This is a genomic window from Microbulbifer maximicatervae (SeqCode) (assembly GCF_052467815.1).
Genome location: NZ_CP174326.1, coordinates 3472889 through 3485416, shown reverse-complemented (window position 1 = coordinate 3485416; position 12528 = coordinate 3472889). Strand labels below are relative to the sequence as shown.

The following is a 12528-nucleotide window of genomic DNA, read 5'->3' as shown; positions in this document are numbered from 1 at the left end:
TTAAAAGAGCTGCGGCGTCTAGGACGCCGCCAGAGAAGTCGGCTCTTGCTCCCCATCCACAAATACTGCAGAAAGCTCATCCCAACGATCGCTGACCGCCGCGAATTTTTCCTCGCGCACATGGCCATAGCCTCGCACTTGAAGGGGGATTTCGAGCAGCTCTTGTGCCTCTGACAGGTTTTCGCCGGATAGATGCGCGGCTACGCTATCAACTGCTTTGGCCACCTGTTGGGCCCAGCGCCGTTCAGCACGGCGCTCCTGGGTGTAACCGAAGACATCCAGTGCAGTACCGCGAAGAACTTTGCCCTTAGCCAACAGCGGCATCAGCTTGCCCATCCAGGGGCCAAACTGCATTTTGCGCACGCGACCACTGCTATCGGGACGCGCAAGAAGCGGCGGCGCCATATGGAATTTCAGGGTGTAGTCGCCGCTGAATGTCTCACGTAGCTGTCGCTTGAAATCTTCACCGGTGTAGAGGCGCGCCACTTCGTACTCATCTTTATAAGCCATCGCTTTATAAAGGCTGCGCGCACCCATACGGGTAAGATCGCCCCGAGCAGCTGGCAGTGAGGATTCTGCTTTGCGCAGCGCCTCTATATGGCGAAGGAACTCTGCCGCATAGGCCGGGCTTTGATAGTCGCGAAGCTCTGCTGCCAATCGCTCCAGCAACTGCTCCACCGACTCCTCAGGCTCCACCAATTTCACCGGCTTGGCCGGGACTGCCAATTGCTCGATCGCCTTAGGGTTTTCCGCCAGTAAACGGCCAGCGCGGAAAGCGCGCAGGTTGTTCTCTACCGCCACACCATTGAGTTCAATGGCCCGTTCCAGGGCCGCTTCACCGATTGGCAGCAGTCCTTTCTGGCAGGCAAAACCCATAATCATCAAGTTACTGGCTACGGTATCGCCAAACAGTGCCTGGGCATATTTATTCGCATCAAAGGCAAAATACTCCGCACACAGGGACTCAATACTCTGTTGGGTCGCATCGGCGGGGAATGCCAGCTCGTTGTCGCGAACAAAGGCAGCTACCGGTACTTCAGCAGTATTTACCAGGGCACGCATTTCGTCGGTGGCAAATTTGGTCCTCTGGCCAGCGGCGGTGACCATATCGCAGCCTAATAACAACTGCGCCGCACCATCGCGAATACGAGCGGTGGTAATCGCCTCGGGGTTTTCTCCCACTTTTACATGAGCCACTACGGCACCATTTTTTTGTGAGAGACCGGTAAAGTACAAAGTTGTACTGCCCTTCTCTTCCAAGTGCGCCGCCATACCCAGCAGTGCCGCCACGGTAAGCACACCACTGCCACCAATGCCGGCCACCAAAATACTGAGTGGCTGGGCCAGAGTCGCGACCGGTGCAGAAGGTAATCCGGCAATAGCCACGTCTAAGGCATCCGCCAGGGACTGCACCGGGGGCTTTTTCAGTTCTCCCCCTTCCACAGTGACAAAGCTCGGGCAGAAACCATCGGCACAGCGCATATCTTTGTTGCAGCTGGACTGATTGATCTGACGCTTGCGCCCCAACGGGGTTTCCAGCGGCTCCACGGCAATACAGCTGGACTGCACACTGCAATCGCCACAGCCTTCGCAGACCCGGTGGTTAATCAGCAATCGCTGGGATGGATCGACCATCTGTTTTTTCTTGCGGCGGCGGCGTTTCTCGGCCGCACAGACCTGCTCATAAATAATCGCCGTCACACCGGCAGTTTCCCGCAGGCGACGCTGCACGGCGTCCAGCTCAGAGCGGGGAAGAACTTCTACGGCAGTGGGCAGTTGGCCGCGGTGTTCACGCCAGTGGTCGGGGTTCTCGGTCAAAAGAATAACCGTACCAACCCCCTCGGCCAGCAACTGTGCAGCCAGGGAGGGAGCATTAACTTCGCCATCAGCGGGTTGGCCACCGGTCATGGCCACCGCATCGTTCAGAAGAATTTTGTAGGTGATATTCACCTGGCTCGCCACGGCCTGGCGAATGGCCAATAGCCCGGAGTGGTTGTAGGTTCCATCGCCCATATTCTGGAAAATATGCTCGGCGCTGGAGAAACGGTGCAGTCCTACCCATTGGGCGCCCTCGCCTCCCATATGGGAATAGGTATCAGTGCGCAGGCCTTTACCCAAAGCCATAATATGACAGCCAATACCGGCACTCCCCAAACTGCCTTCTGGCAATTTGGTGGAAGTATTATGAGGACAACCTGCACAGAAAATGGGTTCACGAGCCAACAAGCCCTGGGCCTTTGCAGCGACATTGCCCCCCAGTTTTTCTGCCAGGGGAATCAGCTGTGCCGCCAGTTCAGTATCCACCAGCCAGCGGACAATGGCCTTGGCCACCTGATCCGGGCCAAAGCCCCACACTGCCGGCAACAGATCCTTGCCATCCAGGTCTTTCTTGCCGACTACCTTCGGACGATAACTATCTTCCCAACCGTAGAGCAGGTTTTTCAGCTGATCCTCCACCAGGGGACGCTTCTCCTCGACTACTAGCAAGCGCTCCATGCCCTTGGCGAACTCACTGATGCCCCTAGGCTCCAGCGGCCAGGACATCGCCACTTTATAGATGGAGATGCCTGCTGAGTTCAGATCTGCCTCTGATAAGTTGAGCAGTTTCAAAGCCTCAAGCAAATCACCGTGTGCCTTACCCACCGTTACAATGCCGAAGCGTTTTCGCTCCGCACTGTGGGTGGTTTTATCCAGGCGGTTGGCATAGGCGAATGCCTTGGCTGCAGGCAAACGCTCCTCCAGCATACGGCGCTCATATTCGAGGCGCTCCGCAGGCCAATTCAGGTGGGGATCGTAGTTCAGGCCGTGTGGCGGGATTGGGAAGTCAGCTGGAATTGTAAACTGGGGCAACTCCGGCACAATCAAGGAAGCACCGGCCTCTACAGTTTCAGTAATTGCCTTAAAACCCACCCACAAGCCCGAAAAACGGGATAAGGCAATGCCCGCGAGGCCCAGGGTCAGGTACTCATCAATGGAGGACGGAAATATCAGCGGCATCATTACCGACTCAAAAATCTGGTCGGTATTGTGGGAAAACATGGAGGATTCTGCAGTGTGGTCATCCCCACACAACGCCAAAACACCACCTAGTTTTGAGGTGCCCTGAATATTGGCTTGGCGGAAAACATCTGCGGTGCGATCTACACCGTGGCCCTTGCCATACCAAATAGAAAAGACGCCGTCTTTCGTTGCCTGCTGGCGATAGTGATCCAGCAACTGGGTGCCCCAAATATTGGTCGCCCCCAGGTCTTCATTAATGCCCGGCTCAAAATGGATTTCCCGCTCGGCCAATAGCTTCTTGTGCCGCCACAGGGCCTGGTCGTAACCGCCCAATGGGGAACCGCGATAACCGGAAACAAAGCCAGCTGTATTGAGGCCCGCCAGCTCGTCCATGCGCTTTTGCATTAAGGGCAAACGAACCAGGGCGTCAATTCCGGTCAGGAATACACGGCCAGATTCACGGGTAAAAGCCGCTTTCAGCGAATACTCGCTATCAAAGCCCAATTCCTGATCGCCTTCGACCATTGCCATGGGTACCACCTATTTTATCTTTATTGCTTTCATCACTCCGGTTCTCGACGCCAGTAACATGTCGCAAAAATATTCGCGGCATCTCCCGAGTTACAGCAGAACAGACCAGAGCTGTTTAATAGCGCTAAAATTAACACTGCCCGGCAGAGCAGGTCATACCAAAATTGGCCCAACTCAGGCATAATGCCGCCATAACTCGCTAAAGATGACCAGCTACTGGCAACAAATCACTCAAAATGAAGTATTTTGGGGGATACAACGGAAAGGACATGCCCTCTTATGGTGCTCGCCTCTGGCCTTCACACTCTGTGTGACTAAATAAGCGCCAAAGGTTCTGCTTTTTGAGAGGCATAGCCTGGAACTGATCAGGGGATATCAGTTTCCGTCCGTTTACAGCTAACCAGTATCAACCGGTTGGGCAACGTACCCATAAGCGGGAAATTAATAAAAAACGAGAAGGTCTCACAAAAGATGCGCAGTATAGGAAGCTACTGCCATAACAAACCAAAAAAAACCATGTACGCAATGCACACAATTTACCGGAGAACGCTGGGAAGCAAAGATTCACTGGCAGGTTGATGATTAGCAGCCGGCGATACCGGCGTACGTTCAGAGAGATGAGATACGGAATATAACCATGGCCTATTTACTGGATGCCATCGACAAGAAAATTCTGGAAATCCTTCAACAGGATGCCACCATTCCAAATATTGAGCTTGCAGAAAAAGTCTGCCTCTCACCCTCCCCCTGTTCACGGCGGGTTAAAAATCTAAACGAGCAAGGGTTTATAAAACGCGCAGTTACCCTGCTTGAACCGGAAAAGGTTGGGTTACCGGTAAGTGTATTTATCCAGGTTACTCTTAACCACCAAGTGAAAAAAGAGTTGCAGGACTTCGAATCGGTTATCGGCCAATGGCCGGAAGTGATGGAGTGCTACCTGATGACCGGTGATTTCGACTACCTGCTGCGAGTTGTTGTACCCAATTTGCAGGCTTATCAGGAATTCCTGGATAAAAAACTCACTGAACTCCCAGGCATCGATCATATTAAAAGCAGCTTCTCTTTAAAGCAGGTGCGTTACCGCACTGAGTTGCCGCTGGATCAGTTGCTGGAAAGCCAAAATTAACTTTCTGCTAATCGAATCAACTGCAACTGCCTTTTGTTGATTACGTCACGGTCATAAAGCTACCATCTCAAGCTATTGAGAAAAGATAACAGTTTAAGGAGCGTTATCTTAGCTTTATGCCCCCTCTCGATAGGGCACCACAAGGACTACCAGTACGGCAGTCCTTCTCGAGAGCTTTACTTGAGCTGAAACTCGACGTAAATCTCCGATGATACTTTTACATTGCCTGGCTTGAACTCGTACTGTGTGCTTTTTATATTTGAGGCACGTCTTTTGCTGCCAGTTACTACGACTTCTTCGAGGCTGTACTGGCGACGTATATTCTGCTTGCCTATTTGGTGCACCTTATCTAATTCAGCCCCAAACTGCTTGGCCAAGAACTCAGCGTTAGATTTTGCTGATTGAGCCGCATTAGCCAAAGCCTCTCGCTTTAACTCTTCATAGTTAGATACATCTGGTTTTATGCTATCTATTTCTGATACATGACTATCTACCAGGGCTTGGATTACCTCACCGTAAAGGCTGACATCTCGGATGACGATATCAATATTCCTACGCACCAAATGACCTATGATAAAGGCATTTCCATTATCATTATAATCTTCAGCTGTTTCGATATTCAGTGAAGAGGATGTTATGTCTTTTTCGGCAATACCAAGTTTTAACAGTGATTGCACTGACAAAGATGAAATCTCATCAACTTTTGCCTTGGCTTCAGATGGATCGTTCTTACTCAGACTGAATACGTTGTACCCAATACGAATAAGATCAGGCACAGCCTCGACCACTCCCGAGCCTTCAACAGCAATAATTCTTTCTTCAGCAATAGAGAATGAGCCTAACATAGACAGTATTATTAGTGCGGCTACTTTATTCATTCTTATCCCTTGCTCAATATTGTCTCGTAATTGGGGTAGGCCCGCACTCCACGATGCCCGACTAGGTACACAGGTTACATAAATGGATTAGCTACCTATCCCACTTGCACGGCAATGAGCTTACTTTGCTCATTGAGTTTGATATAGGCAGGATATTTACTCTAATTGTTTTGGTGAGCATTCTTTATACCTTTCGCGCCGCAAAACAAATTGACCAAGAAAACAAAGAGTTTATTCAGCATGGCAATTATTGTCAATTTGGACGTTATGCTGGTTAAACGTAAAGTCAGCTCGAAATCACTGGCGGCTCAGATTGGAATCACCGAAGCCAACTTATCCCTATTGAAGCGCGCCAAAGTGAAAGGAGTAAGGTTTGATACTTTGGCGGCAACCTGTGAAGCACTTGAGTGTCAGCCTGGCGATATTCTTGAGTTTAAACCAGACGAGTAAGATTATTACGAGAGCCCATTGGGCTCTCTAACACCCGGTTTAACCTTTCTCAGTAGTGAAGCAAGCCATTCACTCCAAGGTAAAATTCGCGTACTGAGCCAGAATACCCGCCCAGGCCTTCTCAATTTCTGGCAGTAAGTCCTGAAACGCGGCTTTCTCTGTCGCAACCCGTAAATCATCAACCGCATCCGAGGTACTCCAAACACTAGCACTCGTACTGTCTGTTGCTGTGGCTTCAGAAATACCGAACAGATACTCGGTGCGGACATCAAAAAATGCTGCCGAGACTGTGGTTGTTACCTTTACCTCCTTGTTCTTTAAAAAACCCAGGGAGATAACATTGAGTGGTGCAAATTTCTGCTCACCGGCATGAAAAGAAGTATCAAAAGTATACACCAGCAAAATATCAGCTTTTAGCCGCGCCGAAGCCTCCCGAAGTGACCGTACTGAGTCTAGATTAGTCGGCAGAAGGATTTTATTAAGCGGCGCTACATTGGATACTGCCGGTAGCTGCGATAAACGAAGAAAATCCCCCTCAGTCTCCACCTCCCGAGTCGTAACAACACTATAGCGACCTGTGCCAAAGCTATTGAGCCGGTAAGATTGGTACCCTGATGCCTGAACTCGGGCAACCGAGATATTTGCAGGGAATGGCGTTGCTGGCTCTTTAGACATCAATTCATTGATATCGGCATCCGCCAGCTCACTCAGATGCACCGAGCCTCCAGGAGTAGTATATGAGGCACAGCCACCCAGAGTGAATAAGGCAGCCAGTAGTAGCACTTTCATACATATATTCATCGGGAATCCCTTTCGAAATTAGGTGAGATATAACGTTATCACAAGGTAACAGGTGGCTATATAGTTACCTGTTAATTCGGGCTAATCCCCACAACTGCTCTTCCCGCTACTCGCCAAACCCTATGCGCACCGCCTATGCACAAAATTCCAATCCGCCCGATTTAAAAGGCTATACGCCCAGCACTTTACGAAAAAGCCTGTCAAATTCTGGAAGATCCAACTTTGGCCTTTCCTCTATAGAGTTGGCACCAGATCTATCCAGATTTGCTTGTATCCAGCCATCCAGTTTGCCATCAACGGCTATCAAATCGCCCTCTTCAAGCTCCTTCTTTTTCAAAATCAAACTGGAAAGAATATCCAGAAGCCACTCATTTCCTGTGGAAGGCAACAACTCGGTGTACATATGACTAAAGTCCACAGGAGGAATTTTTTAAACTCTTTTATATACAGCGCATTAAGCAGTGAGCGCAGCACATAAAGTAACTTCTTGACCTTAATCTCTTTAAAGCCTCGATCATCCTCTCGAACAAACCTGGAGTAATTATTAAACCCCATACTGACATAGTGATGAGCTAATGCTCGCGGCTGCCAGCATTTTAGAGCCAAATCCTGCAGTGCCCCCAAAATATCTTCATTTCTGAAATAGACCTTTGGCGAAAATAGCCACTCGATTAAAGTGGGGTTACTTGCCCTCATTAAAGTTAAAGTCTTCTTAATATCCCAGCCGACCAAGTCCAGTTCATCGCCAAGTTTCTTATCAAATGGAACCTCAACAACATCTCTGGGAGTACCTATCGTGAGATATTGCTGAATATTACGTTTGTAGATAAACCTAACATCCCAGTCACTATCAGGGGATTCAAATCCCCATGCGCGGCTTCCTGACTCACAAGCATAGATAATTTCAATATCTCGCTCTACTTCCAGTGATTTCAAGCGGTCCTTTATCAGCGATTCCATATACATCCACCTGCTACGTCAAAACAAATCAACTATACCCGAAAAACTCGTTGATTACCCTTAGGAGACCTATCGGTTTACTCTCATAAGAGAGCCATTAGGGCAGCTGTCTCTCTCTCCTAACAACTGAACTAGAAAATGTTAAGCATAAAGCTCCTATAGACTATGATAAGCGCTAAAAGTGGCTCCCAGGAAGCTAGCCCCATGGACGGAAATCCAAAAGACTCTATCACTGTAAACAACCACTCTATCTCTTATTTCCAGGAGGGGCAGGGAGAACCCATTGTTTTTGTACATGGTGCACTGGCCGATGCTCGTATGTGGCAAGAACACTGCAAAATTCTATCAAATGAATTTAAAGCGATTTCATTCACCCAAAGGCATTTCGGTAACCCGGGTAACCCTTCAGAAGGCCCCTTTGGAATTGATACCCATGCAGAAGACCTAGTAGGGCTGATTGAGGCCCTAGATATAGGCCCTGCCCACCTAGTAGGATGGTCCTATGGTGCCGATGTGAGCTTAAATGCTGCCATAAAGGCACCTAAATTAATCAAAAGTCTGTACCTTTATGAGCCTGGATATCCGGGATACATTGAAAGCAATAACATGGAAGAGTATCGCCGAGATGCTGAAACTATGTTTGCAGAAATTTTCAAAACAACAGCTGAGGGTGGGCTGGATACTGCCGTTAAGCTACTAATCAACGGCTCTGGGAATCAAGCAGGCTACTTCTCTCAGCAGCCCCTTAAATATCGTGTACAGCAGCTGGATAATGCCTACACCCTGCCTCTACAGCTTAATCAAACTGAACAACCCGCACTGAACTCTAGTAGCCTATCAGGCATATCTATTCCAGTTTCCGTGGCCTACGGCAACAATACTCGCCAGCTATTTAAAACTGTATCGCTTGCGGCGGGAACATTAATCCCAGGCACCCATCCACAAGAGGTAAGCTCAGCAAATCATATGCTACCTCTCGAAAATCCTGCACGCTTCTGCCAACTTGTGAGGGAGCACATTACCAATTGCTGTGACCAGCAAATTGTAACTTAATTATAAAGAGCAGGGAAAGAATACCTATAAGGCATGAAAACCGATTGTAGGCTTAGTCTCTCGAGTATTCTTTCCCGCTCAGCAGTTAAAAGCCTCTTATTATTACTCACTATCAATTAAATATAGGGGGTGGAATTATCCCCCCCTAAGGCGCTCTAATCAGCTTTACAAATCCTTGCGTCTGAATACCAAACTCCCGCTTGGCAGCTGGAACCCTCTTCACAGTGTTCATCTGTTTGACAATAGCACTGACCATCGGGATTGCAGCCAGGGGTTAAATAATTCTCCAACGGATCAGCCCCACTTACCCGATCCCAGAAGGGGTTGGAAAACATATTATTTGGGTCCAACTCTTCTTTCACATCCATAAACTGGGACCATTTAGGGAAGCGCGCGGCCATATCCTCAAAGATAGCGACTGAATTCTTACCCCAATGAGGCCTGGCTCCATACTTCCTGAGAGACATCTGCTCAATTTCCAAATTGACAAAGTAGTTCTTGGGCACAGCTTCACCTCGTTGACGCAAGGTATATTCAATTCCTACAAACGCTGTATCACGGCCTGCTGTCATCCCTAAATAACTATCGGAAGCCTTGCCAAAACGAAAATAAATACCATTCAGTGGGAAACAGGTTTTTTCACTATTTGCAATAATCTGGCGGACATCTCCAATCCAGTTGGGCAGCTCTTCAAAGGGAATCGCGACCTCCTGAAGTGCAATTGGAAGGTTGTCCCAGACACATTTGTCGGGCTCTTTACATACAAAGTGCTGCATCAGATCCGCATGCCCAGTGGGTTTGATCAACTTCTTCAGGCCTGAATCAACATCCCTGAAATAGGAACTGGAGCGTGCAGTATGGCGAAGGGAGGCTGCAAAACACTGCAGTGTGGCACTGTCGGCTTCATGAAGGCTATCGAATATCAATCCAAATAAATATTCGGAAAAGTCTGACACATCAGCCTGGGCGTTGTAGGCATTACCCTTAGTAGACAAAGGTACCTTGTTGTAAGTTGTTACGGTATAACGCCCTAATCCCGGGAACCAGGCAACATTTGCTGAATGATTATCTCGAGCCAAATCAAGAACAACACCCTCCAGCTCATCATCGCTGTGATACCCCTTTACTTTTGCTTGTACCTTATAGCCAGGTTCAACCTCTATGGTCACTTCAACAACTACGCCTAAAACACCTAGGTTTACCCTGGCGGCATTGAGCATCTCACCATTGATTACTCGTAAGTCCCCATTGCCATCAACCAACTTCAATTCGGTGACATAATCAGAGATCATGCTGCTTTTTTGTGTAAAAGTTGAACCGTGAGTACCGCTTCCCAGCATACCGCCTATCGTGAATATGGCCAGCTCTGTCACCATGGGCACGCTTAGTTCATGCTCTCGAAGATAAGCGGTAAAATCCCGGAATCTCATACCAGCCTGGACAGTAACCAACAGGTTATCTTTGTCCAGGCTAACGACCTGATCCATATTTTCCAGAGTGATTTGCACCTCTCCATTTCCTGCACAGGCCGCATCAATCTGACTATTGAATCGGCGACTCCCGGTCATCACTTTACGGCCTTGATCCGCTGCATCACGTACTATCTGCTGAACTTCATCAATACTGGTCGGATCATGGATAACACCAGGGAAACAATCCTGAGTATCCTGGTAGTTTTTTAATACCTCAGGCACTTCAATTGGTGGCGGTAGCTGCTCTGCAACACTTGTAGCAGCCATGAAAACACCCACTATACAAAGAGCTTTTTTACACCACCTCAATAAATGTTTGGATTTGGTTATTATTTCTGCACACATACCTAAACTCCCTTTATTGCATTAACGTAGACTGGTGGATAAATCAACCAAAACGGGGAAGCAGCTCCCCATCGATAATGTCCCGAACATTACTGCTGTGATCAGGCGCCTTACTGCGAAGAAAATCAGCATAATTTGACCGGTAGGCTGATAAAGGGCGACGACCAATGGATGGCACCCACAGTGCATGATTCGTGGTTGCAAATTCCAGTGATCGGTTAGCTAGGATACAAATTGGCCCACCGCTGAGACGTGCCGCATCAAAAATCCAAAACTCTTTACCATTGGAATCGGATGTCGTTGGATATTTGCGTACAACTGCTGCAATCACATAACCGTCGTTCTGGGCCGTGGAGCCCGGGCGGGCCATAAATTGCGGGGTACGCATTACGCAATCTTCTGGGAACTGAAAGGCATCCGCAATCTTCATATTGACGCAGTCCATATGAATCAAGGCGGAAGGGCGACTTTCTTCAGGCATATTCCAATAGCCGTAGTGGCGCTCAGGATAATCGCGATATGCCCAGGAAACCCGCATAGATATATGGTCAGGCCTGTAACCCACAGCAGCCCAATAAAGGTGCTCAAAGGTTTCAGGGAACTGGAAGTGCCCACGGTAAGCCGGATCATTCATATCCCAGGAAAGCGCATCATCCCGAATAACCCGGTAATCTTCTTTTATCTCAATAGCTGAATTTGAGTTAACTCGAATCCGGGCACGTACCAAACCTCCAACATCCAGCGGTGCTGCAGGGTATCCGGACAACCACTTGGGTACCAAACCTCCCTTCTGCAGGATTTCAAAGCGGAATAACTGCTCAGATTTATCCATTGCCCCCATATATTGGCCATACAGGGTAATCTCACCCGCATTGTCATCGTAGTTGCAGACAATGTCCGAAGTATCAAAGCCGAGCTCCAGGTAATCTGCGATAATAGTATCAGCACCCGGCACCATATCGGCCTTCCGAATAACCCAACACCGGGTCCGGTGTTCTTGAGGCAGAACTATTCTTGTTCCAATAATTCGGGTAGATTCAACTCTCGCTGCAGTTTCAAAGACAATGATATGATTTCGCGTTACTCCAAGAGAGTGTGAGCTTGCAGCAATATAGGCGTTGTTACCCTGACGATCCCGAATGTTCCAACTTTCAAATGCACCCTCTCGATCCCAGCGAATTAATCGAATAAATCCTGAGCTACCAGAATCACCAATATTTCCACCATAGTTGATAGTGATACAGTTACCTGTTTCCAGATCAAAGAAAGGGTGACCGGTGGTCCGAACCTGGGGAAATAGCCACTTTTCTGGGGTTAGATTTTCAAGCAGCGGAGGTAAGCTCGATTTCCATTCATCCACTTCTCCAATAGGGGTTACCATCTCTAGAGTTGTAGCATCAAACTCATAGGGCATACCCCCTTCATAACTCATTGCAAAACGGTTATCTCCCATGTAGTTGGGGGCCGTATTGCAGTAGTTCATAAATCCCAGATTCGGGCTTGAGTATATTGTCCCACCTAACAAATTGAATTTATCAAAACCTGTTAAATCCTGCTCCTGCATTATCGCAGACGCGGTACGTATCATTTTTCGGGTATAGGGAACTTCACTGTTATTGCTCCGCCCAGTAAAGTCGAGCCGGGTCAAAGCTCCCTTTCCATTAGGTGTAAGATGGTTGGACGCCAGTGGAATACCCTCAGCCATAAGAAGATGGCCAATAACATCATCGGGTAAGATTCCCTGTATTACACTGAGCACTCCGGAGGAATCTGACAAATCACCAACCATTATTGACTCTGGGAAACTATAGCCATCCAAAGTATGGCCTGCCCCAGCCTTAACTGATGCCACTCCCATAAGCGGTGATGCAGACATTACACCTGCGGCCTTCAATAGATCTCGACGCTTCAT

The 12528-nt window shown here is 48.5% G+C and carries 10 protein-coding genes; 3 read left to right on the top strand and 7 right to left on the bottom strand.

Annotation, left to right across the window (positions count from 1 at the left end; genetic code table 11):
- Positions 1-18 precede the first annotated feature (18 nt).
- A complete protein-coding gene (locus ACJJIW_RS15250; RefSeq protein WP_444935608.1) occupies positions 19-3531 on the bottom strand; it encodes an indolepyruvate ferredoxin oxidoreductase family protein in 3513 nt (1170 codons plus the stop codon).
- A gap of 637 nt (positions 3532-4168) precedes the next feature.
- Here ACJJIW_RS15250 and ACJJIW_RS15245 point away from each other — a divergent pair.
- Positions 4169-4657, top strand: a complete 489-nt coding sequence (locus tag ACJJIW_RS15245; protein ID WP_282933267.1) for an Lrp/AsnC family transcriptional regulator — start codon at positions 4169-4171, stop codon at positions 4655-4657.
- Between the two features lie 176 nt (positions 4658-4833).
- Here ACJJIW_RS15245 and ACJJIW_RS15240 read toward each other — a convergent pair whose 3' ends face one another.
- Complete coding sequence (locus ACJJIW_RS15240) at positions 4834-5535, bottom strand: SIMPL domain-containing protein (protein WP_444894211.1); 702 nt, start codon at positions 5533-5535, stop codon at positions 4834-4836.
- Positions 5536-5775: 240 nt separating this feature from the next.
- On the opposite strand from ACJJIW_RS15240, the gene ACJJIW_RS15235 reads away from it, so the two are divergent.
- Positions 5776-5985: a helix-turn-helix domain-containing protein gene (locus ACJJIW_RS15235; protein WP_444894212.1), complete on the top strand. Its 210-nt coding sequence runs from the start codon at positions 5776-5778 to the stop codon at positions 5983-5985.
- A gap of 69 nt (positions 5986-6054) precedes the next feature.
- On the opposite strand, the gene ACJJIW_RS15230 is transcribed toward ACJJIW_RS15235, so the two are convergent.
- From ACJJIW_RS15230 to ACJJIW_RS15220, 3 genes are all read right to left on the bottom strand, one after another.
- Positions 6055-6774, bottom strand: coding sequence for a hypothetical protein (locus tag ACJJIW_RS15230; protein WP_444935607.1), 720 nt, complete (start codon positions 6772-6774; stop codon positions 6055-6057).
- A gap of 181 nt (positions 6775-6955) precedes the next feature.
- Positions 6956-7129 (bottom strand): hypothetical protein, encoded by a 174-nt coding sequence (locus ACJJIW_RS15225; RefSeq protein WP_444935606.1) that lies wholly within the window; start codon positions 7127-7129, stop codon positions 6956-6958.
- On the bottom strand, positions 7126-7746 hold the full coding sequence (locus ACJJIW_RS15220) for a nucleotidyltransferase domain-containing protein (protein ID WP_444935605.1): 621 nt from the start codon (positions 7744-7746) through the stop codon (positions 7126-7128). Before ACJJIW_RS15220 ends, ACJJIW_RS15225 begins: the two co-directional genes overlap by 4 nt.
- A gap of 204 nt (positions 7747-7950) precedes the next feature.
- Here ACJJIW_RS15220 and ACJJIW_RS15215 point away from each other — a divergent pair, with 204 nt between their 5' ends.
- Positions 7951-8799, top strand: coding sequence for an alpha/beta fold hydrolase (locus ACJJIW_RS15215; RefSeq protein WP_444894215.1), 849 nt, complete (start codon positions 7951-7953; stop codon positions 8797-8799).
- Between the two features lie 155 nt (positions 8800-8954).
- Here the strand turns inward: ACJJIW_RS15215 and ACJJIW_RS15210 are convergent, their stop codons facing one another.
- Positions 8955-10538 (bottom strand): D-arabinono-1,4-lactone oxidase, encoded by a 1584-nt coding sequence (locus tag ACJJIW_RS15210; protein WP_444935604.1) that lies wholly within the window; start codon positions 10536-10538, stop codon positions 8955-8957.
- Between the two features lie 121 nt (positions 10539-10659).
- Positions 10660-12528 carry a carotenoid oxygenase family protein gene (locus ACJJIW_RS15205; RefSeq protein ID WP_444894217.1) on the bottom strand — a complete coding sequence of 623 codons (1869 nt, stop codon included), beginning with the start codon at positions 12526-12528 and terminating at the stop codon, positions 10660-10662.

Excerpts from the sequence above, each read along its gene's own strand:
- ACJJIW_RS15220 (WP_444935605.1), bottom strand. The coding sequence starts at position 7,746 with ATGGAATCGCTGATAAAGGACCGCTTGAAATCACTGGAAGTAGAGCGA.
- ACJJIW_RS15235 (WP_444894212.1), top strand. The coding sequence starts at position 5,776 with ATGGCAATTATTGTCAATTTGGACGTTATGCTGGTTAAACGTAAAGTC.
- ACJJIW_RS15250 (WP_444935608.1), bottom strand. The coding sequence starts at position 3,531 with ATGGCAATGGTCGAAGGCGATCAGGAATTGGGCTTTGATAGCGAGTAT.
- ACJJIW_RS15245 (WP_282933267.1), top strand. The coding sequence starts at position 4,169 with ATGGCCTATTTACTGGATGCCATCGACAAGAAAATTCTGGAAATCCTT.
- ACJJIW_RS15205 (WP_444894217.1), bottom strand. The coding sequence starts at position 12,528 with ATGAAGCGTCGAGATCTATTGAAGGCCGCAGGTGTAATGTCTGCATCA.
- ACJJIW_RS15230 (WP_444935607.1), bottom strand. The coding sequence starts at position 6,774 with ATGAAAGTGCTACTACTGGCTGCCTTATTCACTCTGGGTGGCTGTGCC.
- ACJJIW_RS15215 (WP_444894215.1), top strand. The coding sequence starts at position 7,951 with ATGGACGGAAATCCAAAAGACTCTATCACTGTAAACAACCACTCTATC.
- ACJJIW_RS15240 (WP_444894211.1), bottom strand. The coding sequence starts at position 5,535 with ATGAATAAAGTAGCCGCACTAATAATACTGTCTATGTTAGGCTCATTC.
- ACJJIW_RS15210 (WP_444935604.1), bottom strand. The coding sequence starts at position 10,538 with ATGGCTGCTACAAGTGTTGCAGAGCAGCTACCGCCACCAATTGAAGTG.